The 21,804-nt window shown below is 50.5% G+C and carries 17 protein-coding genes and 1 pseudogene; 1 reads left to right on the forward strand and 17 read right to left on the reverse strand.

Annotated features, from left to right (window positions below):
- Positions 1 to 42: 42 nt before the first annotated feature.
- From AB4124_RS01560 to AB4124_RS01600, 9 genes and pseudogenes are all read right to left on the reverse strand, one after another.
- Positions 43 to 1,893 (reverse strand): ABC transporter ATP-binding protein, encoded by a 1,851-nt coding sequence (locus AB4124_RS01560; RefSeq protein ID WP_339267025.1) that lies wholly within the window; start codon positions 1,891 to 1,893, stop codon positions 43 to 45.
- A complete protein-coding gene (locus AB4124_RS01565) occupies positions 1,877 to 3,652 on the reverse strand; it encodes an ABC transporter ATP-binding protein (protein ID WP_379406283.1) in 1,776 nt (591 codons plus the stop codon). The genes AB4124_RS01560 and AB4124_RS01565 overlap by 17 nt, the downstream gene beginning before the upstream one ends.
- 291 nt (positions 3,653 to 3,943) lie before the next feature.
- A complete protein-coding gene (locus tag AB4124_RS01570) occupies positions 3,944 to 6,001 on the reverse strand; it encodes a HelD family protein (protein WP_441970762.1) in 2,058 nt (685 codons plus the stop codon).
- A gap of 201 nt (positions 6,002 to 6,202) precedes the next feature.
- A complete protein-coding gene (locus AB4124_RS01575; RefSeq protein ID WP_441970764.1) occupies positions 6,203 to 7,036 on the reverse strand; it encodes an ABC transporter permease in 834 nt (277 codons plus the stop codon).
- Positions 7,036 to 7,983, reverse strand: a complete 948-nt coding sequence (locus AB4124_RS01580; RefSeq protein WP_076324168.1) for an ATP-binding cassette domain-containing protein — start codon at positions 7,981 to 7,983, stop codon at positions 7,036 to 7,038. Before AB4124_RS01580 ends, AB4124_RS01575 begins: the two co-directional genes overlap by 1 nt.
- Before the next feature lie 61 nt (positions 7,984 to 8,044).
- Positions 8,045 to 8,863, reverse strand: coding sequence for an NAD(P)H-binding protein (locus AB4124_RS01585; RefSeq protein WP_441970767.1), 819 nt, complete (start codon positions 8,861 to 8,863; stop codon positions 8,045 to 8,047).
- Positions 8,864 to 8,916: 53 nt separating this feature from the next.
- A complete protein-coding gene (locus AB4124_RS01590) occupies positions 8,917 to 9,807 on the reverse strand; it encodes a helix-turn-helix transcriptional regulator (protein WP_441970769.1) in 891 nt (296 codons plus the stop codon).
- A gap of 272 nt (positions 9,808 to 10,079) precedes the next feature.
- A pseudogene (locus AB4124_RS01595) lies at positions 10,080 to 10,294 on the reverse strand (transposase); the annotation flags it as partial.
- A 364-nt stretch (positions 10,295 to 10,658) separates the two neighbouring features.
- Positions 10,659 to 11,417, reverse strand: a complete 759-nt coding sequence (locus AB4124_RS01600) for an MBL fold metallo-hydrolase (protein WP_379406276.1) — start codon at positions 11,415 to 11,417, stop codon at positions 10,659 to 10,661.
- Positions 11,418 to 11,541: 124 nt separating this feature from the next.
- On the opposite strand from AB4124_RS01600, the gene AB4124_RS01605 reads away from it, so the two are divergent.
- The gene (locus tag AB4124_RS01605; RefSeq protein WP_441970771.1) at positions 11,542 to 11,973 is read left to right on the forward strand and encodes an Lrp/AsnC family transcriptional regulator; all 432 of its coding nucleotides are present in this window, start codon (positions 11,542 to 11,544) and stop codon (positions 11,971 to 11,973) included.
- Between the two features lie 92 nt (positions 11,974 to 12,065).
- Here the strand turns inward: AB4124_RS01605 and AB4124_RS01610 are convergent, their stop codons facing one another.
- The 8 genes from AB4124_RS01610 to AB4124_RS01645 all read right to left on the reverse strand — a co-directional run bounded on the left by AB4124_RS01610 (position 12,066) and on the right by AB4124_RS01645 (position 21,794).
- Complete coding sequence (locus AB4124_RS01610) at positions 12,066 to 13,337, reverse strand: Gfo/Idh/MocA family protein (RefSeq protein ID WP_213643757.1); 1,272 nt, start codon at positions 13,335 to 13,337, stop codon at positions 12,066 to 12,068.
- A gap of 30 nt (positions 13,338 to 13,367) precedes the next feature.
- Complete coding sequence (locus tag AB4124_RS01615) at positions 13,368 to 14,990, reverse strand: extracellular solute-binding protein (RefSeq protein WP_076324173.1); 1,623 nt, start codon at positions 14,988 to 14,990, stop codon at positions 13,368 to 13,370.
- Positions 14,991 to 15,038: 48 nt separating this feature from the next.
- The gene (locus tag AB4124_RS01620) at positions 15,039 to 15,923 is read right to left on the reverse strand and encodes a carbohydrate ABC transporter permease (RefSeq protein ID WP_113060632.1); all 885 of its coding nucleotides are present in this window, start codon (positions 15,921 to 15,923) and stop codon (positions 15,039 to 15,041) included.
- A 19-nt stretch (positions 15,924 to 15,942) separates the two neighbouring features.
- The gene (locus AB4124_RS01625; protein ID WP_339267041.1) at positions 15,943 to 16,902 is read right to left on the reverse strand and encodes an ABC transporter permease; all 960 of its coding nucleotides are present in this window, start codon (positions 16,900 to 16,902) and stop codon (positions 15,943 to 15,945) included.
- Positions 16,903 to 17,641: 739 nt separating this feature from the next.
- On the reverse strand, positions 17,642 to 18,679 hold the full coding sequence (locus AB4124_RS01630) for a LacI family DNA-binding transcriptional regulator (protein WP_441970774.1): 1,038 nt from the start codon (positions 18,677 to 18,679) through the stop codon (positions 17,642 to 17,644).
- Positions 18,680 to 18,900: 221 nt separating this feature from the next.
- A complete protein-coding gene (locus AB4124_RS01635) occupies positions 18,901 to 20,085 on the reverse strand; it encodes an MFS transporter (RefSeq protein ID WP_339267045.1) in 1,185 nt (394 codons plus the stop codon).
- 149 nt (positions 20,086 to 20,234) lie between these two features.
- On the reverse strand, positions 20,235 to 20,537 hold the full coding sequence (locus AB4124_RS01640) for an ArsR/SmtB family transcription factor (protein ID WP_076324483.1): 303 nt from the start codon (positions 20,535 to 20,537) through the stop codon (positions 20,235 to 20,237).
- 45 nt (positions 20,538 to 20,582) lie between these two features.
- Positions 20,583 to 21,794 carry a glucuronate isomerase gene (locus AB4124_RS01645; protein WP_441970776.1) on the reverse strand — a complete coding sequence of 404 codons (1,212 nt, stop codon included), beginning with the start codon at positions 21,792 to 21,794 and terminating at the stop codon, positions 20,583 to 20,585.
- Between the last annotated feature and the right edge of the window lie 10 nt (positions 21,795 to 21,804).

Consider the following 21,804-nt stretch of genomic DNA (forward strand, 5'->3'; position numbering starts at 1 on the left):
GAGCTAATGAAAGCTCCGTCCTCTGGGAAGAATTTATAGCTGTTATCTTGTCCGATACAATGAACCGGCAGCCTCCTGCTCCTGCTTCTGTCCTTGGGAGTGAAGATACAGCTCTTCATAATACCCATGGGAGTCCAGCAGTTCCTGATGCGTGCCTTGCTCCACGATCCGGCCTTTGCTCATGACTAAAATCCGGTCTGCCCCCATGATGGTAGATAGGCGATGGGCAATGACTAGGGTCGTTCGCCCCTCGGCCACGAGTTGCAGCGCGTTCTGGATCAGCTGCTCCGTGTGTGAGTCCAGATTGGCGGTTGCTTCGTCAAGAATGAGAATCTTGGGCTGGAACACGATGATCCGGGCAAAGGAGATCAGTTGCCGCTCACCGGCGGACAAGCCGCTGCCCCGCTCCGACAACCGGGTATCATAGCCTTCCTTCATCCTCATGATGATCGAATCCGCACCGATAAAGCGGCAAGCCTCGATCACCCGTTCTCTCGAGATGGTCTCATCGAACAACCGTACATTGTCCAGTACCGTGCCGGAGTAGAGATACGGCTCCTGCTGAACAAGGCCTACCATCCGGTGCAGATCGGACTGTGCCAGCTCCCTAATGTCGATTCCATCAATCCGAATGCTTCCTTCGTTCACATCATAGAAACGGCACAGGAGACTGATGAGCGAGCTTTTTCCCGCTCCGGTAGTTCCGACGATCCCGATCATCTCTCCGGGTTTGATATGGAGATCCAGGTCCTGAATGACCGGCGCCCCGCCTTCGTAACCGAACGTGATCCGGTCAAAGTCAACGCGTCCCTCAACTTTTGCTTTCTCAATAGTCACCGGCTTGCGTTGATCGGTAACCTCGGGCTGAATCGCCAGGAGGCCCCATATCCGGTTAATCGCCACGGTTGCCGATTGCAGCGTATTCCACTGCTGGGTGATCGTGTTGATCGGCTGGAAGAATAAACGGATATACGTTATAAAGGCATACAGCACGCCGAACTCCAGCGTTGTCCCCAGGACGGCTTGTCCACCGAGCCACGTCACGAACGCAATCGCCAAGTTGTTCAAAATTTCGTAGGAGCGGTTAAACAGCACGTTCGTCCGGATCTCTCGAATGTTGGCCTTGAAGTAAGAGCCGTTCCGTTCCTCGAACTGCTTCTCCTGCTCCTTCTGCTGATGGAAAACTTGAATCAGGTTCATCCCCGAGAGATTCTCCGCCACAAAGGCCACCAGCCGGGATAACCTTGTTCTGGCCATCTGATAGGTGTGGCGCATATAACGCCGAAACGCAATGGCGATCCCCGCAATGATCGGCAGCAGGATCAAGCAGTATAAGGTCAGCGTGACATCCAGCTGGAACATTAAGACCAGAATGAAGATCAAAGTGAATCCGTCGCGGAACAGGCTGAGCAGCACCTGGTTAAAAAATTGATTGATCGCTTCGGTATCACTGGATACGTGCGTAATCAAGCTGCCGCTCGGCACTTTATCGAAATAAGACATCGACAGCTTGGATATATGGGCAAACAGCCGTTTGCGAATGCTCGCTACAATGCTCTGCCCCGCCTTTTGCAGCAAATTATTTTGCAAATAGGTGAACACCATACTGAGCAGCGATAACAAAAAATAAATGCCGCAAATGACCATCAGGCTCCGAAAATCGTTCTTGCCGACCATCAGATTATCATCGATTGCGATTTTCATCAGGTACGGCTGCAGCAGCTCTGCCGATATGGCAATCAAGGTGCAGCCGATAAACCCGGCAAAGATCAGCCGATATTCCTTCATATAACCCGATAAAGCACGAAATGTGGATATATATTTGGGCTTGGACTGAGGGGCATTCAGATCCGCCTTCTGGTCCAGCTGCCAATTGTTAATGGCCTGTGCCATGATGCTTCATCCCCTCTTCCTGAATGTCATGCAGCGTTCGGTACAGTCCGTCCTTCGACAGCAGTTCTTCATGCGTACCCCGCTGAACAATCTCTCCCTGATCCAGGACGATGATCTCATCGGCATGTTTCAATGCACTGATCCGGTGGGCAATAATGATCGTGGTCTTCCCAGCGCGGATATCGCGAATCGTCTCCATAATTTCGGTCTCCGTCACCGCATCGACGGCGCTTACGCTATCATCCAGAATGAGGATAGGTGCGTCCTTAATCATTCCCCGTGCAAGGCTTGTCCGTTGGCGCTGTCCTCCGGAAAGCGTAATGCCTCGCTCCCCTAAGCGGGTTTCGAACTTATCCGGAAACTCCGCGATGTTGTCATATACGCGTGCTTTTCGCGCTGCTTCCTCAACGACAGCCGGCTCCGTGTCCCGTTTATAGAAGGCAATATTCTCGCGGATGGTCGAGCTGAACAGGAAGCCGTCCTGGGGAACATAGGCAATCCCTTCGCGCAGGCTTTTTAATGTAAGTTTCCGAATATCCACGCCCCCGATCAGCACTTTCCCCGGAGGCGGATCGTAGGTGCGCAGCAGCAGCTTCATCAGCGTAGTCTTGCCGCTTCCCGTTCGGCCAATGATGCCCAGCGTCGATCCTGGCGGAACATCCAATTGAATGCCGCGCAGAACCTGTCTATTCCCCTCCTCTTGACCATTCACATCATCATAGGAGAAGGATAAATCACGCACTTCGATGCCTGGAATCTCCTGATTCAGCGCCTTGGCGCCAGGCAGTTCCTTAATGTCGGCCTGCTTGCCAAGCAGGTCGTTCAATCGGTCAAGCGAAGCTCTCGCGCGCTGAACGACATTAATGACATTGCCGATCTGCTGCAGCGGATTCATCAGCATGCGAATGTAAAGCGTCAATGCGACAAAGTTTCCGACCGTAATGCGGCCCAGAATCGTCAGGTAACCGCCGAATAAGAGGGCGATAATGAGTGAGGTGGCACCCAGAAACGGAATGATCGATTGAAAGAGCGATGACACGCGAACCAGCCGCAGCTGCTTGTCCCGGATGCGGTCCACCGTCGTCCCAAAGCGCCGTTTCATCGTGTCTTCCACCGCGAACTTCTTGGTGACACGGATCCCGCCAAACTGCTCCTCTGCGGATTCCGTCATCAAACCCAGCGCTTCCTGAACCTGCAGCGATCTTCTCCTGATAATCGGCCCGAGCCAAACGACAATTACCGGAATCAGCAGCAAGGGAGCGATGCTCGCAGCCACCAGATACAGCGGTACGTTCGTTATTAGCAGCATGACGATCGTGGAGACCAGAAGGATGGAGGAGTTTGCCGTCTGATTGATCCCCATCGAGATCGCTTCTCTTACTGTCGTCACGTCATTCATGAAATAACTTAGCAGCTTGCCAACGCCATTCTTGGAATAAAATCGCTCGCTGAGCCCCGTAAAGTGGACAAACAATCGGCGCCGGTTCATAAATTCGAAATACCGTCCCGTGTACATCACCAGAAACTGGCCGATGCCGCCGATGATGGCAAAGCCGACACCGATGCCCAGCAGCGTCCAACTGTACTGCACGATACCGTCGACAGACAATAAACCATCCTTCAGTTCATCCGTGAAATTGCCCAGCACCCTCGGGAAATTAACGTGAATGATGTTAGCAACCAAATGGCAGCAAACCGACAATACATAAAACGGCCACGTCTTCCTGAAAAAATCTCCGAGTATTCGATGAGAGTCCAATGTCCTATATCACTTCCTGTCCCGTTGTTGGATTGATTAGTCCGTTACGTTTTCCTCCTTCCATACGTTTGCTGTGATACTCTCATATTAATAGGTTCTAGAAATAAATCGGTCCTCCTTCCTGAACGGCCATATGATTTATTCAAATTTAGACATACTAGAGTAACAATAATCGATGTAATTTCACTCCAATCATCTAAAGAAAAAAGCCGCAAACCTCGGTCGCGACTTTTTTAAAAAGGTGTTCCTATGGATGACATGGATGACGCTATCCTGATTTTCGGCTCACGCTCACACGGCCAACCAAGGTGCCGGCTCGCCCGAATAGGTCAGCGATAGCTTATGCATGGCCCGGGTACAAGCAATGTAGAGTAAGCTTCGATCCATCTCGGAACGATAGTTTTCGGCGTCCGCAAAAGGAACGATAACTTGATCGAATTCCAGGCCCTTGGCCATATGGGCGAAGGTGATCGTAATCCCATCCTGAAAGCGGTCGCTGCTAAAATCGAGCAGATTCACGCTGCCCTTAAGCTCCCTGATGAACTCATACACCTGCCGGGCCTGTGAAGATGTTTTGCATAGGATCCCCATCGTCTGCATTCCGGAATCTAAAAAGTGACGGCTAAGATCTTGTATGAACTCCAGTTCCTGCTGGGCGTCACGACACCGGATCACCTGTGGTTCTTCTCCATGCCGCTCCACGGGAATCATGGTGCTGCCCGGATGGATCCGCTTCGCAAGTCCCATAATCTCCAGCGTGGAGCGATAGCTTTTTAACAACTCAATCGTATCGGCATGTGGAAACACGCCCTTGATGTCATGCAGTGAAGTGGACGTATATACGTTGACCGACTGATTGCTGTCCCCAAGAATCGTTTTTTTGCACGAAAACCATCTGGAGAGCACGGCATATTGAATGGGTGTATAATCCTGCATTTCATCGACCAGCAGATGCTTCACCATATCGTATGACGTGCTTCCCTCCAAATACATTTTGAGATACAGCAGCGGAAAAACGTCTGCATACTCGATCATTTTCCTTCCTTTCATGACGAACATGTCCGGTATGTTCCTATACGAGAAGAATTCCTTGTACATGCTGAGTGCATTTTGAAATTTGAACATTTTCTTGATCGCGGTTTTGACCTTTTTTGCTTCTGCCGCAGTCAGTCTCTCTCCATCCTTTGTACGAACACGACCTGACAGGATGGAGGCCGTCTTCTCCAAGCGCTGCCTGAGCGGCATGGTCATGATGCCAAGGTAAATGTCCCTGATCTCCGAAGCCAAAATATATACGCCCTTCAGCTGAATATCCGCAGGCAGGAGGAACTGCTCATCTGCATATTTCATATAAGCCTCCAGCTCGTGTACGAAGTGCATACTGGCCTTATACCGGATCCGTTCAATGACCTGCTCGTCATGGGTGCTCACGATTTCGTTCACCTGTTCGGAGAAGGTCTGAAACTGACATAATCCACCCAGCTCTTTGGCAGCAAGCTCCTCCATCGTAACCTCCATGATTTTCTCTTCGCCAAGCTCTGGCAGAACGTTGGATATATAATCGGAGAACACTTTATGGGGGGATATAATGAGCACGTTGCTGGAAGTCAAGGTCTCCTTATGGCGGTACAATAGAAACGCTACCCTATGCAGAGCCACTGAGGTTTTGCCTGAGCCTGCCGCCCCCTGTATGATCAGCTCATTTGCGGTTTCGTTTCGTATGATGGCATTTTGCTCCTGCTGGATGGTAGCCACAATATTCTTCATCTTCTCGTCCGACGTGCTGCTGAGCTCCTTCTGCAGAACATCGTCATTGATGTTCATGGCGCTCTCAATCATATATTCCATATGACCGTCTTTGATTTTGTACTGCCTTTTGACGGTAATTTCGCCTTGCATCCTGCCCATGGGCGCTTCATACGACGCAGGACCGACATTGTAATCATAGAACAAGCTTGCTACCGGCGAGCGCCAATCATAGATGAAATGCTCCTGACTCCCTCCGTCCGTGAAAGAATGGATGCCGATATAGTAAACACCTTCTTCAATCGTTTCATTCGTTCGGAAATCCACCCTGCCAAAATACGGCGAGGCAAGTAGTTTGCGAATCTTTTGCAGCCTGGCCACCGTCTTCTCTCCCGTATCAATCGATAAGGAAATATCAACCCGGTTGGCCGCTCGTTCCGCCGCATCCAATTGGGCCATGTTCACCCACAGATATTTCTTCGCTTCAATGATATCCTTGTACGAATCAGACACCTTCCCCTCTAACTCCTCCGATGCTCGATGAAGCTCCTTTAATACAAACTCTAGATACTCCCGCTCTGCGCTTTCGCTTGGATTCAGCATTCGTAAGTTCCCCCTCTATGCTAAAGAATAGCTCTAAGTATAGGGGTTTCCCGAAAAAAATATAGACTTATACTTTCCGTTGTAGTATTGTGTATTTATCGTGGGTCCAAAAATACCCATACGATCTATATCAACCATAATGACGATACATAGAGAAAAACCAGGCTGCATGCTCATGCAAACCTGGTTTTTTTGTGCCTATTACCGCTCGTTTTTTGTCTGGTACAGATACAGTGTAAGCGGGGTGAAAATAGTGATAATCACCACGCAGACCCCGATTCCTGTCATGATCACAGGTAGGGTTGCCGTGCCGTTCATCAGTCCCCTGACGGTGGTTGCCGCCATACTGATCGGATTCAGATCGATGAGAATGCCCGTCCATTTTGGCATCGTCGACGAATCCACCAGAATGTTGCTGGCGAACAGCAGCGGGTATATCGCAATCATGCTGGACCCCGAAACCGTCTCCGGCCGTTTGGCCGCGACGCCGATCAGCGCAAATATCCAGCTGACGCTGAATGCAAAAAATAGGATGAAAGCAATGGCGAGTACAATTTGGATGACGCTGCCCTCGGGGCGGAAACCCAGCGCAAGCCCTGTACCCAGAGCAACGATAACGCCGACCGTATAGCGTAAACCATCCGTCAGGATGGAACCAAGCACGGAAGCGGGCTGCCAAAAGGGCAGCGTTCGAAAACGATTGTATACCCCTTTGGTAATATCTGAGCATATCGTGGTTCCGCTATACACCGTCATGGGAACGACTGTCAGGATCAGAATGCCGGGCAATAGGAATTGAATATAAGCCCCGGTTGTCCCGGCCATGGCGCCGCCGAACAAGTAACTAAATATAAGCAGCAGCAGAACCGGCGACAGAACCGCGTCCATCACCAGACCAAATCCGTTATGCTTGGTATGCTGCCAGGTTCTCCACATAAAAATTCGAATTGCCGTCAGGGTATTGGGAGGATCGGTGTCAGCTTGGCGAACAGGCAGCACGCCGTCCTTATTCGCTGTATGATGGCTTACACTCATCACGTGCCCCCCTTCGACTTCACGTGGGTTAGTGACAGAAAGACCTCGTCCAGACTCGGTTCGCTTAAGGCGAAATATTCAATGGCGAATCCGTTCTTCATCAGCGTACAAATGGCCTGATTCGCAGCACTTGCATCCTTCACCGGAATCTTATGTACCAACGGATGATCGTCCTGCAATACGTTCAGCGCGTGTTCCTCGTTTAACAAAGTACCGAGCTTGTGCTGATCGGTCGGTTCGATGAATTGGATGGTTAACGTTCTGTTGCCAACGGAAGCTTTAAGTTGCCGGGGTGTCCCTTCCGCAATCAAACTCCCTTTATCCATCACGGCAATCCGGTCCGCCAACTGGTCAGCTTCTTCCAGATATTGCGTCGTCAGCAGCACGGTGGTTCCCCGCTTCAAAAGCGACCTTACCACCTCCCACACTTGATTGCGGCTTTGCGGATCGAGGCCTGTTGTCGGCTCATCCAGAAATATAACGTCAGGCTCGGTAACGATGCTGGCGGCAATATCCAGCCGCCTCCGCATCCCGCCAGAATAATGCTGCACCGCGCGGTCCTTCGCTTCGCCGAGTCCAAAGGATTCGATCAGCTCCTCGCTTAAGGATCGAACCGTTTTCGCCGAATAACCGAAGAGCCTGGAAATCAACATTAAATTCTGAAGACCGGAAAGTCCTTCATCCAGTGCTGCAAACTGGCCTGTCAGGCTGATCTTTCTCCGAACGTTCCGGGCATTGCCTACGACGTCAAATCCGGCCACGCTTGCGAACCCCCCATCCGGCTTAACCAGGGTGGATAACATATGGATGGTGGTTGTTTTTCCGGCGCCGTTCGGACCTAACAAGGCAAACAGCTCTCCTTGTTCGACTCGCAGATCGATTCCTCGAACGACCTCCATGCCGTTGTAAGATTTGCGAAGCTCCTTCGTTTCAATGGCGTAAGGCAAGTTTCACAGCTCCTCCTCTTCCTATAAAAATCTGTCCCTAGAATGCCATGCTGGCTTACTCTTAAAAATCGTCCAGATGATCACGGACCCAATCAGCAAGCGTGGCTGCCGGCCGCCCCGTGACTTCCTCCACCGTCGGCAATACCGTATAACCGATCTCGGGCGGATTTTTTCCCATTTGCACAAAAAACTCAATCGATTCCTCGTCATAGCCTTGCTCTCTCCATTTATCCCTCGCCTGTTCCTCGGTCAGTTCGACAAAACGGATGTCCTTGCCTGTTACCTCGCTTATCATCCGAACCGCTTCTGTTCGCGAGAGGGCTTCCGGTCCCGTAAGGAAATATTCTTGTCCATGGTGACCTTCCTCAAGAAGTGCGGCGACGGCAACCCTCGCGATATCGGCTTCATGTATTCTCGCACTCAGCGCATGGCCGAACGGCTCGCGGACAACCCCCTCCGTGCGGATCGACTCCTGCCAATCCACCAGAATATTTGCCATAAATTCGCCTGGCTTCAGCAAGGTCCATTCCATCCTGCTGTCTCGAAGGGCGGCTTCGACAGGACCTTCTTCATAGCCCACCAATACCGTTACCCGCTTTACGCCTGCCTTCTCGGCAAGCTCGATAATCCGGGGATCTGTCTGCAGGGTCCCGTAAGCCTCATCACTGGAGATGATCAAATGCATGGCCGTCACGCCTTGCAGAGCGGGAATCAGGCTATCCGGGTCATTGAGATTCCCGGCAACCATCTTGACGCCCTCCGGTACTTTCGCTTGCTGCGGATTGCGAGAGATCGCTCTTACTTCTATACCTTGTTGAACAAGTTGCTGCACGATGTGCTTTCCAACGGTTCCTGTAGCACCTGTTACCAAAATGGTCATATGGAACTTCCTCCTTGATCGTTGATTTACGATTCATATTTTTGGATTACTCATCATTCATAACGTTTACGTATTTCCTTCAGCTCCTGCAGCAGGTCTTCTTTCAGTTCCGGCGGGGAGATGATCTCCACCTTGGAACCGTAGCTTAAGATCACCGAGATCGCATAAGCTTTGGTATAAAAAATGGCTTGGACATCAAGAAGTCCTTCGCCGGAGATGAAGGCCTCCGGAAATTGCTCGGTCACCCGCGGTCCGGCGGAAGAATCGAAACGAAGATGAGCCTGTATACCCGGCACCACCTCCTGATCCTCCCGAACCAGGTTACCTCTTGGGAAGAACGTGTCAGTGGATACTTCAAGACTGGATATGCGCGATACTCTGAAGATTCGTTTTGCCTGCTTTAACAAGCAGTAAGCCTCCAAATACCACACACCTTGTTCCCAGTATAGCTGAAGCGGCTCCACTTGCCGCTCCGAGCAGCTGCCGGATGTGCTCGTATAATGAAGGGTCATCAGGTTCGAGCGTTCAATGGCATTTAGAATGGGCTGTACCCATGCCCGCTCATGTTCCGACGTGCTCATATCGAATAGGATTTGTTCATGACATCCTCCGTTCAACAGGGCGGGCTGCAAGGTTCCGAGCTTCTTCATGATGGTGGTGTATCTCCCCTTCACAGTCCTTTCGATGCCCTTCAAAAGATTGTAGATCGCCAAAAAGTCATCAACGGAGAAGTGCTGCCTCGTCAGATAGAACCCGCTCATCAATTCAAAGCCGCCATCCGCACCGGGATAGGAAGCAACCGGGATTCCAGCCTGATTAATGAGGTCCACATCGCGGTAGATCGTACGAACCGAGACTTCATACCGGGCGGCAAGCGTCGTGGCCGTCACTCTTTTTTTGGTCAACAATTCCATCGTAATGCCTAGCAGCCTGTCGAGTTTCATCGTTAACACTCCTCGCGTGTCGTACTTTTTGACTTCTGAATCGAATGATAAATCATAAATCCTGACATCTAGTATGTCAGGATTAAATATCGTTCCTGTTGGAATGGGGATTATTTTGGCAAGCGAAAGCCACCCGACCTCCAGGCTCACATTATGCAAGCCCCGAAGCAGAATGCGCCGGAATCCCCGGTTGTTTTTGATCTACCCAAACACACTTTCCGGCTCGACCATTCGCCGAACCGACAACGCATGACCCTCCTCGCTTCGAAGATTCTCCCGGCAATCCACATGAACATAACATTCTTGCGAACGGCCTTGGCGATCTGACGAGAAGATCCGTTGTGTGTAAGCGTAGACGATGACTTTAGTGAGCATCTTGGGATGGTAGCTGTCTCGACCGCCGCCGGGATAGGCACTCACAAAAATTCGGTCGTCCAAACGGTTGATTGGCTTCATTACGACGCGAACTAGATGGTGCCTAAGGAATATCTTCCTACAAATCCATTGGCAGATCGAGTTGGTCCATGGTAATTGAATGTACAAAAGAAACCGTTCCTTTCGTACATGGTTTGGTTAGCACCACCATTTTACCAAAGAACGGTTTCTTTGCGTCTAAAAGTAAGCAATCTGCACGGTGTAGCGGAGAGGACGAATCAGTTTCGGACAAGCGTCAGCGCTCGCCTTTGCCCCCACATTTCGCCCTTGCTCAGAACCATTCCAAGAAATGTGGGGGCAACAGCGATGGGAGAAACGATTCGTACACGGAGCGTCTTCTAACAGCAAGAAGGGGCCCCCGCAAGATCTAAGATCTTTTGAGACAGCCCCCCCCTGCTATGCCCAGCTGTTGCGTATTACGCTTTCCATTCGACCCATTCGCCATCCTGCGGAATTTCGATTTGTGCGCGCAGACCTTCCGCTGCCAGACGGCCAGATAGCCCCTCTCTTGTCACAAGGCAGTGGTTGATGGCTTCCATATGGACCGCAACCGCCTTTGTGTGGGGAGCATAACGTAGCAGTTCCACCACATCGTCCTCATCCATGATGATCGGATCTCCCGTGAGAAACCGGGCACCGCCGGCGTTGACCACCGTCATATCAGGCTTGTGGGCATCCAAAACTTCTTTCACTTCATCACACCAGATGGTATCGCCTGCTATATACAGGGTCGGCTGTCCTTCTGCCTTCAAAATAAAACCGGATACCTGCCCCATCATCTGACCGATCTCACCCGTACCGTGATGACCGCCGGTTCGGATTATCGTAACCCCTTCATATTCCAGGGTTTCCTGGACTGCCGTCACGGACGTAAAACCTTGCGATGCCAAGGTATCCTCGTCCCCCGGTTGACACAGAATCGGCGTCGTCTTTGGCAGTACATCCATAGCAGCTTGATCCCAGTGATCCAGGTGCAGGTGCGTGACCAGCACCGCGTTCGGACGGAGCTTGTCAGGCATGGAGAACGGCAGCGGCACAAGCGGATTCCGTCTGTCATTCGCAGTGTTGATGACCGGCGGGTTCGCCTTGGCATTGCTAAACATCGGATCGACCAGCAGTTCAAGATGGGCATACTGTATTCTTAACGTAGCATTACGTATAAGCTGAAGTTTCACTTTCATTTCCCCTTTGTTTCATTTAATATGGTTCTGAACCCATTATAGAGAACCCTATTATTCCCGCCTACAGCTTCGTGAAAGGAATTAGGGGAACTCACTTTCATCGTGAAAGGAAATGACCATGCCAAGCGCTCATGAACTCGACAAAGTCGATCTTCGCATATTACATCACCTGCTGGAGGATGCGAGCCTATCTCACAAAGCCATCGGACAGCAGGTACATTTGACAGGTCAAGCCGTCGGGGCCCGTGTTCGGAAGCTGCAGGATCTGGGTGTCATTGAAGGCTTTACGCTGCGCTGGAATCCGGACAAAATCGGTCTGACGGTTCATGCGTTTATTACCATGTTCATGGTGTTAAACACGGCTCATTCCGCCTTTGTATCCTTTGTTCAGTCACATGACATGGTTGTCGAAACCCATCGCGTCAGTGGTGAAGGGTGTTATTGGTTAAGAGTACGGGCCAGCTCACCCAAGGAATTGAATGATTTTCTGGAAGAGCTTCTGAAGTACGGCAATTATAAAGTCAGCCTGTCCATTGATCAGGTGAAATAAAAAAGAAGAAGCCGCGGATCCACGAGATCGGCGGTTTCTTCTTGGTATCTATTGTGAATTTTTCATATGATGCATTTTTAATGTAATTTCATTTATTTCACCGCGTTTTCTTCCGCCATCAATTCCCGCGCATATTCGTTCAAATTGATGGATTGGCCGTGATTCAACCTCGATTTCTCCGCCGCGAACGCAATAAGGTGGCTTCGCACGGAGGCACTAGCTGACGTCAGGCTCTCCTGCCCGTTATAGCTCCGAACCTCCTTCAGGAAGCTCGCCACAATTCCGCTGTCGCCCCCGCCATGCCCGCTGGACTGCGAAGGAATCGTGATCTCCGTTTTCTGTCCGGTCAGGAAATCGTAAACCGTAATCTTGCCTTCCTCTCCCCGAAGCTCGCCGCGGGTGCCCATGATCTGAATTCTGCGCTCCTGTTCATACGTGAATCCGCACATGCTGAACATCGCGGTGGCACCGCCCTCAAACTCCATGTTAACGACCTGATGATCGACCACATTGTTATCGCTCCGATATACGCAGCGGCCATAGTCCGTATCGCGAAGCCCTTGAATGATGTTCGGCTTGGTCAGCTCCTGGGTGAAATGCCCCGCCCATCCCTTGTACTGGTCGCTCAAGTAAAACCGCGGTGCCGAATACGGACAGGTTGGTTCCACCTGGCAATCGAGGCACCGATCGGCCGAACCTTCGGGAGCCTGCTCCTCCCGGAAATGCATCAGGGAGCCAAACGAAGTGACCTGCGTACACGGCCGGTCCATCAGCCACGACAGCACATCCATGTCATGGCAGGATTTAGCCAGTATCATCGGGCTTGCCTTGTCGGAGTTATTCCAATTCCCCCGCACAAAGCTGTGCGCGATATGCCAGTATCCCACATTCTCGTTCAGTTGGATCGAAGCCACCTCACCGATGGTCCCTTCCTGAATCACCCGTTTGATGGTACTCCAAAAAGGGGTATATCTCAGAACATGGCATATGGTCAGCAGCCGGTTGTTGCGAATGGCCGCCTGCTCCATCTCAAGACACTCCTTCGGTTCCGGAGACATTGGTTTCTCCAGAAGCACATGATACTGTTTCTCCAGAGCTTGCATGGTTGGGCCATAGTGCATGCGATCCTGTGTACAGATGACGGCGATATCGGCAAGGCAGGGCTCCGCCAGCAGCGGCTCCCAGGATTCATAACACCGTTCCGGCGGAATTCCATGCTTCTCGGCAAAACGGATTCGCCGCGCCGGATCGGCCTCGGCCACGGCCACGAAGGTCAGCTCATGCGGATAATCCAGGGCATAGGGGGCATACCCCCCGGCGCCGCGCGCGCCTGCCCCAATCAATATGGCTTTCAATTGTGTCATATCATGTCGCTCCTTTTATGCTACTCGCTTTTATTTGGTATATCGATCAGCCGCGGACTGGTAAATGGCCAGATAGCGCTCCGACCCCATCTTTTGCAGGTTAGCTACGTATTGATCCCAGTTATCAAAGGACTCGTTGCCAGCTATGAATTTATCCCGCATCTCATCCACGTACGTATTAATGTCGGTCTGGATACCGGTAAGCTCGGACTGCTCATCGGCGGTAAAGTTAAACGGCGGCCAGACCTTGTCTTGAGGTATGACGTACGGCTCGGCTTTTTTTGCATTCTCTACGGACGTCGGCAGTCCTTCTGCTCCCTTGAAATACTTCTGCTTCACGAAGCCCGGATAATATCCGCCAGGCCATATCAGATACTGCCCTACCGCCTGGTCCAGATTGAGACCCTCCGGATTGTTCTTGATCTCGTCCACGTAATCCACATTGCCATCAGCATCTTCCTTATACGTTTCATCTTCCCAGCCCATGAAGAACATGCGGATGCCCTCGTCACTGTAGAAGTAATCCATCCAGCGGATCAGCGCGGCCGGATTCTTCGCTTTATCGGTCAGGACAAACATCCCAATGTTCCCCAGCGGAGAGCCCGTGGCGCTGAACATCTGATCGCCGTGCGGCCCCTTCAATACCGGAAGCCCTACATAACCCTCTTGGTTGTAGATGGCGATCGGGTCCACATTATCAACGACGCCGAGAAGACCTTCCACGCCTTTGGCGTCCACCTCCGTGCTCTTCACGGACATGATATCCTGCTCCAACAGGCCGTCCTTGTACAGCTTGTTCACGAACTGAAGCAGTTCCTTGTATCTTGGATCCGTCGGAATGAACCGGACCTTTCCGCTCGCCGGATCGGTATCCACGTTAATGTTCGAGGTTCCGTGATAATTGAGGCCGAACGAACCGCGCAAATAGTTGACGATACCGGTAGTTCCCACGCCGCCCCATGCATATTCATCCTTCTGGCCGTTGCCGTTCGGATCCTTCTCCTTAAACGCTTTCAACATATCGTAGAATTCATCCAGCGTCTGCGGCTCTTGAAGGCCAAGCTTTGTCAGCCACTCCGACTTCACCCACGGCGTTCCGTAGAGCACGGACCGGAATTCCGGATCGTACAGCGTCGGAAGCCCGTAAATGTTGCCGTCCGGCATCGTAATCCCCTTCTCGATGACAGGATATTTCTCCATCAATGCCTTGAAATTCGGCGCATATTGATCAATCAGGTCATTCAGCGGGATAAAAGCGCCCTGCTTGCCGTATTTTAGCAGATCTGGCCTCGGGAATGCGGAAGCATAGAACATTTCCGGATAATCGCCGCCGGCGAGCAGCAGATTCCGTTTTTCCGCCAAGTTGTCCTTGTGCACCGTGTCCCACTGTACCTGAATATTGGTCATTTTCTCATATTCCTGCCACAGCTTGATGTTGTTCCAGTCCGCGTTGGCAAAGAACTTTCCGGCAAATCCGGTCACCGTCATCTTGTCACTGACAATCGGAAACCCGGTCTCATTAATCGCTGTTTTCCCTTCACCCGCGGAGTCCGATTCAGCCGTTCCTCCCGAACCTTTCGAACTGCAGCCCACCGTCAACGATACCGACAACATGCAGGTCAACAGAAGACTTCCCCATTGCTTCAGCTTCATCCGTAATCCTCCCCTTTTCATGTTCCATCCATATATCCATGCAAGGAATTATCCTTTGATGGCCCCAATCATAACGCCTTTGACAAAATACCGCTGCAGGAACGGATAGAGCGCCAGCACGGGAATATTAGCCACGACCAGCACCGCGTACTTAATGCCCTCCACTTCCCTTTGCTGCTTGATCGCCGATTCGGTCGACATTTTGACCATGTCGTTCGTTTGCCCCTGAATCAGAATTTCGCGCAGGATGAGCTGCAGCGGAAATTTATCTTTATCCGATAAATACAGAAGTGCATTGAAGAACGCATTCCAATGACCGACCGCATAGAACAAAATGGTCACCGCGATAATCGGCATGGACAGCGGCAGTATAATCCGGGTCAAAATTTTAATGTTCGAGCATCCATCGATCGTCGCGGCCTCCTGCAGCTCGCCGGGTATGGACTGCTGAAAGAAGGTACGCATAATGATGATATTCCAGATGGATACAGCATTCGGGATAATCATGACCCAGAGCGTATTCAGCATGCCGAGGTTCTTGATCAGCAAGTACGTCGGAATGAGTCCTCCGCTGAAAAACATCGTGAAGACCAGCAGCGCCATGATGGCATTTCGCCCGACAAAATCCTTCCGCGACAGCGGATAGGCTGCAAGGATGGTCATTGTGAGATTAATGAATGTGCCAAGCGACGTATACACCAGCGTATTGGTAAAGCCGCTGATGATATCCTTGTTCTGGAAAATTTTCACATAGGAATTCAGGTTGACTCCCTTGGGCCACAGCAGCATCTCGCCCCTCAGAACCGCCTGCGGGTCACTAAACGATGCGCTGAGCACAAAGACCAGCGGGTACATAACAATGATGGTGACCAGGATCAGAATCGTATAGTTGATAACATTAAAAATGCGGTCCCCTCTGGTTTCAATTTGCATGGCTCTTTCGCTCCCCTCTTTACCAAAGACTGGTCTCGCTCACGCGCTTCGAAATAAAGTTCACGACGACCAGCAGGACAAAATTGATGACGGAATTAAACAATCCGATGGCTGCGGAGAAACTGTACTCGGCATTCTGAATCCCCATTCGGTAGACATAGGTGGCAATAATGTCGGAGCTATCCATATTCAGGTTGTTTTGCATCAGGAGCACCTTCTCAAACCCGATCCCCATAATGCTGCCCATGTTCAGGATCAAGAGGATGATGATCGTTGGCATAATACCTGGGATGTTAATATGCCATATGCGCTGAAGCCTGGTCGCACCATCGACACGCGCAGCTTCGTGCAGCTGGTTGTCTATGCCGGCAAGGGCTGCCAAATAGATAATAGAGCTCCAGCCCATGGTCTGCCATACATCCGATAGAACGTACAGAGATTTGAACCAGGAGGGCTCCGTCATGAAATTGATCGGCTGACCGCCAAACATTTCAATAAAATGATTGATGATGCCGTAGCGGGGCGACAGGAAAATCATCATCATCCCGACAACAACCACGGTAGACAGAAAGTGAGGAGCATACGTGATGGTCTGCACGAATTTCTTGAAACGTTCAGCCCGAACCTCGTTCATGAGTAAAGCCAGAATAATCGGGATCGGAAAACCGACAGCAAGGCTGTATAAACCGATGCCCAGCGTGTTCTTAATCAGGCGCCAGAAATAATAACTGTTGAAAAAACGATCGAAGTGCTCAAAGCCGACCCACGGACTGCCCCATATCCCTTGCGTTGCTATAAAATCCTTAAAGGCGATCTGGATGCCGTACATCGGAACATACTGGAACAGGATGTAATAGGCGATGACCGGTGAAATCAGGGCATAAAGCTGCCAATTACGTAAAACACGATTCCACAGTAAGCGCTTACGTTTCGTTTCAGGTACCGCGGTTGCTGCGGGCTGCAGGGTCGTATTAGCCAATGAGCATCACCTCGTATGTATGGATTAGGTTAACCTCGTTTCACTAGCAAAGCGATCTTGACATGCCATTAAAGCATTGGGATATCCGCTCATTCGGCGGATCAGTTCCAATTCACATGAATGGAGTTTGGAAAGTACTCGTTTATGATTTCCCTCCTTTTCTCTGCAATCCGTCATATGACTAAGCTACCTCCACCTCAAGCTATCCGTTAGCCAATATGGTTTTTGGAGCGCACTATATGTTAGATATAGTAACGCAACATTTTTTTATAAATAAAACCCGAACAAGTCAGGTGTTATTTCATTTCTTGGATTTGTTTTGGATATTCATTTGGTTAATTCCGGATTTTATTTGGATATATATTGGTGTATGAAAGGCATAACGCTGAGCAAGCGCAGGGCCTAATACATTAATAAGGGGAATTGCTTTATTCTTATAATCTATTTTATATAAAAGAAATGAAAGCGCAAACAAAAACAAAGTGGAAATATGCGAAGTGTCGTTTATTCCGAATTCCAAAATCAGAAAATCTATTCCAAACACATCATTGATTTTCACTCATAATAATATAGCAATATGGCATTGTCAAACACTTTTTGGACTTTTTTGGCGCAAAAATCTCAAATTTTAGGTAAAACCCATAAAAAAACAGCTGTCGGATTTCAAGCCGACAGCTGTTCGATGATCCTTTTTTTATCTTTTCATGTCAATTAATCATACATATTAAGTCAGTTAATTTTACTTTCTTGTGAAACTTGAGGACTCCCGAACAATCAATGAGCATGGCAGTAATATTTTGGTTGCCACCTTGAAATGTCCGTCCAAATAATCCACGATGGATTTGGCAGCCACCCTGCCGATCTCGTATTTGGGCACGGAAACCGAGGTTAACGGAGGCGTTGTATATTGTGCTACATCAATGTTATCCATCCCCACGATTGCGATATCTTCCGGTATGCGACCTTGATTCTCGACAACGGCACGCATGGCTGGAATGGCAAGCATGTCGCTGGCACAAAAAACAGCCGTTGGCCATAACTCTTTGGGAAGCCCTCCCAATAGCTCGGACATCTTGCTGAAGCTCCGATCCACATTCCATCCCGTATTCATCAGCCACTCCTCGCGCACTTCCAGGTTGGCTTCCAGCATAGCGAATTTATATCCGACATACCGTTCTTCGCTCTCCATCTGCTTGGAATACGCAGGCCCCCCGATATAAGCGATTCGCGTGTGCCCCTGGTCAATCAGGTGGCGTACGGCTGCCCTCGCTGATAAAATCCGGTCACAGTCTACAACGGGCACGGTCAGCCGCTCATCATTCAAACTCACACCCATGATGGCAACTCCGGCCTGCTGTATCAGTTCAAACAGCTCCTTGTCGTACCAGCTGACGGCTACAATCCCCTGGGCTCCTGTCTCCCTAAGCATAAGGCTTATTTTGTCCGCATCGCCGATTTCCTCGCATGTACGAACGATCGCCGGGGGCTGTCCGAGTTCCTCCATTTTTTTATGGAAACCGGCAAGAACCGTTGAGAAATACGGGTGGTCGTCCATCAGGTTTTGGGGCACGACACAGACAACCCGCTTATCGGCCATGCCGTTATCATGTACACTTTTGGATGGCTCAGGTAGTTTATATCCAAGATCAAGCGCAGCTTGCCTGATTTTCTGCTTGGTATCCTCGCTGACCGGACGGCTTGCATCATTGCTGATGGCCCGCGAAACCGTAGATATGGATACCCCGACCCGTTCGGCGATATCTTTAAGCTTAGCCAATCGCATCTCCTCCTTCGCAAAATTTGGAACCAAATTTTCCGCCATCCATTGATCATAGCATAAACTTTCTCATTTTGGGGCGTCAAATTGATGTCCATCTCATTGCTGAAAGGAAAGGTGATGTCTTGCCGATTCTTTGCGGATTCTTTCGTTTCCGGCAGTATGAAAATGCTGCATATCAGGCGCCGTTACAGCATAGCTGTCACCAGCGGTTACTCACATTAAGCTTCCAATGGCACGCGCTCTGTGCTCTCCCGCTTCCCTAATCGGAAAAGTACAAACGACACTCCCACGGCTATAGCAACGCCCCCGGCACCGATCCAGGTGATGGACGATAAGGACCATTGCTCCACGGCAACTCCTCCGATGCCTGCGCCCGCAGCCATGGCGAGCTGCATCACGGACTGGTTCAGGCCTAGCATAACCCCGGATGAATTCGGCTCCAGCTGAACGAGGTTATACTGCTGCGTCGGACCCGAAGACCAGGCGGATAACGACCATATTACAAGAATCGCAAACACGAAGATGACAGATACGGCTGCTTGGGTAAAGGTCAGAACGATTAGCGCAAGAATATGCAGAAGCATGCCACCGGTTAATGTAAGCGGCACTCCCCATCGATCCGTACTGAATCCGCCGAACTTGGAGCCGATAAGGCTGGCAATGCCAAAGGCAAACAGTGCTGCACTAATCAGACCTTCGTTTAGGCCGCTGACTTGAAGAAGGTAAGGAGACAGGTACGTATAGGCAATGGAGTACCCGCCTAGCCAGAAGAACGTGATCGCCAAACCGAGTGCGACTTTAGTCTTTTTGAGCAGCGCAAATTGCTGAAGCAGCGGCACGGGAGCATCTCCTTTTGTTTTCGGAATTGCTTTATGCAGCACGATCATGGAAACAACCCCTAGAATGGCAATGAAACCAAATACGGATTTCCATCCAAAAACAGCAGCTACGACACGACCGAGGGGGACGCCAATGATCAGGGAAGCTGTGAAGCCCATGACAACCGTAGCGATTGAACTCGCCTGTTTACCCGGCGGTGCGATTTTGGCGGCTATCCCGAGCGCCGTTACAACTACCATCCCTGCCCCCATCGCCATAATAACGCGCGCAATCACAAACGGAATATACCCCGGAAGGGCAAATGACAATAGATTCGCGATCACAAAAATACCCAATGAATAAACCAACAGCTTCCGTCTCTCCACTCTAGCGGTCAGCGCCATAAGAATAGGGGTCAAGATCGCATATACCAAAGAGAAAATCGTGATCAGCTGGCCAGCAGCGGTTATCGTAATTCCTAACGAATCCGCAATTTTATCCAAAACCCCCGATATAATATACTCTGATGTTCCCACTAAAAAACTAACGATAGCCAAAAAATAAATCTTCCATGCACCTGTCATAATTGCAAATTCCACCTTTACATCAAATTTATATATTGTGAATTGTCGATATGTTAAACCAATAAAAAGACATATCGCAATATATAGATATATGGTACGGAGCAAGACTGAATATTCCTTATTTCTTAAGGAATCATTCAGTACCTGCGTTATATCTCCTGCTTCAAATACTCTCCGATTTCTTGGATAACTTCTTCATCCCGCTTATAATACGTGAATTTTCCAAGCCGCTCCGTCTTGATCAAACCCGCCCGATGCAGAATCGATAAATATTGCGATGCGGTGGACTGCGTCATATTCAGTTTCTCGGTCACCTGGCTTACGCATACCCCGACTTTCCTCATATCAATCCCTTCGTGGGGTGTAAAATGTTGTTCCGGTTCCTTGAGCCACTGCAATATTTCAAGCCGCGATTCATTCGACAACGCTTTAAAAACTTCGATTGGTTTCATACGTATCATTATATCGAGAATTATCGATGTGTCAACCTATTTCCCTCAAATACCTCCCGAACGAATGCCATAGCGTCTCATGGCACTCGCGTAGAACCATCCATTTGCCGTATGCAGCGCCGTCTCCTCGTCGATCCAGCCAGATAGGACCCGCTCCCACAGAAACTCGGCAGCCAGCTTCTTCACAAGCAAAATCTTGCCGTAACTCCATTCCATACAGCGGGCATCCGAGACGATAATCGAGCTCTTGCTTGCCGGGAGTGCCTCCAGACGGTACTGCATGCTGTCCCGGTAGGTGCTCGCCCGGAAGTTGAACCACCACATGCCGCCAACATGAACGTTCGGGAAATTCCAAGCAGCCTGCACCGCATCAAGATTGTTGAGCTCCGATGCAAGCACAAGCTCAAATTCGCAACGATACGACTCAAACAAAGCAGTCAGCTTTAGAATCCGCTCTGTATCGTTGGCCGGGAACGCCGTACCGCACCACGACCTCTCTACTCCCAGAAACAGCTGTACGAGCAGGCCGTTCCGCTCCGCAGCACCACATATGACGTGCAGCAGCTCCATCAGAATGTCGTCACGCCCGCTTGCGGGCCCAATCTCCTTACGGATGTGCGAACTCGATTCATACCGCGGCAGCGTTGTCATGATGCCCGGGAGGCCAGCTTCACGAAATCCGCCGAGCAGCAGGTCAATCTCGCCTCTCACATCCAGAAAAGTCCTGGCCGGATCATTAGAATGCACCATGCGGTCAACCCATGGACCCAGCACCCCGTCAATCCGGGGGATCAATACGGCATCATCCCGCATCCCTTGAAACGTTGCATGTTCCGGATGATTCACGACAAACCGGCGGATGTTCATCCGGTCTGCCGTTTGTTGTGCCCAGCCCTCTTCGGCGGACGCTTGCCGTACGCGAGCCATAGCTTCCTGCACCGAATGTTCATCCTTGATGGTGACTCCGTATAATTCACGCATAATGGAGGTAAATACCCAGTTCATCAGCGTGCTTCTCGTTGATTGATAGGCTTTTAGAAAAGCAGCAATTCGCTCCGCCTCCGGCAATTTATCCGCTTCATCCGGGTAGCCACCGGCTTGCAGCTCTCGGTAGAACCAGAAGTAATGGGCGATCTCCCAAAAGTCCCTTGCGCCAAGCCGGTCACCGATAAGATGGGTATGGGTATCGAAGACCGGCAACCCCATGATTTGCTCGAAGAATACAGCTTGTTTGCCGCTCATATCATGCAAGCTCATGTGAACATCT

Source organism: Paenibacillus sp. 2KB_20, from assembly GCF_052115765.1.
Lineage (GTDB): Bacteria > Bacillota > Bacilli > Paenibacillales > Paenibacillaceae > Paenibacillus_AQ.

Excerpts from the sequence above, each read along its gene's own strand:
- AB4124_RS01560 (WP_339267025.1), bottom strand. The coding sequence starts at position 1,893 with ATGGCACAGGCCATTAACAATTGGCAGCTGGACCAGAAGGCGGATCTG.
- AB4124_RS01570 (WP_441970762.1), bottom strand. The coding sequence starts at position 6,001 with ATGCTGAATCCAAGCGAAAGCGCAGAGCGGGAGTATCTAGAGTTTGTA.
- AB4124_RS01575 (WP_441970764.1), bottom strand. The coding sequence starts at position 7,036 with ATGAGTGTAAGCCATCATACAGCGAATAAGGACGGCGTGCTGCCTGTT.
- AB4124_RS01585 (WP_441970767.1), bottom strand. The coding sequence starts at position 8,863 with ATGACCATTTTGGTAACAGGTGCTACAGGAACCGTTGGAAAGCACATC.
- AB4124_RS01590 (WP_441970769.1), bottom strand. The coding sequence starts at position 9,807 with ATGAAACTCGACAGGCTGCTAGGCATTACGATGGAATTGTTGACCAAA.
- AB4124_RS01605 (WP_441970771.1), top strand. The coding sequence starts at position 11,542 with ATGCCAAGCGCTCATGAACTCGACAAAGTCGATCTTCGCATATTACAT.
- AB4124_RS01610 (WP_213643757.1), bottom strand. The coding sequence starts at position 13,337 with ATGACACAATTGAAAGCCATATTGATTGGGGCAGGCGCGCGCGGCGCC.
- AB4124_RS01615 (WP_076324173.1), bottom strand. The coding sequence starts at position 14,990 with ATGAAGCTGAAGCAATGGGGAAGTCTTCTGTTGACCTGCATGTTGTCG.
- AB4124_RS01620 (WP_113060632.1), bottom strand. The coding sequence starts at position 15,923 with ATGCAAATTGAAACCAGAGGGGACCGCATTTTTAATGTTATCAACTAT.
- AB4124_RS01635 (WP_339267045.1), bottom strand. The coding sequence starts at position 20,085 with ATGACAGGTGCATGGAAGATTTATTTTTTGGCTATCGTTAGTTTTTTA.
- AB4124_RS01640 (WP_076324483.1), bottom strand. The coding sequence starts at position 20,537 with ATGAAACCAATCGAAGTTTTTAAAGCGTTGTCGAATGAATCGCGGCTT.
- AB4124_RS01645 (WP_441970776.1), bottom strand. The coding sequence starts at position 21,794 with ATGAGCTTGCATGATATGAGCGGCAAACAAGCTGTATTCTTCGAGCAA.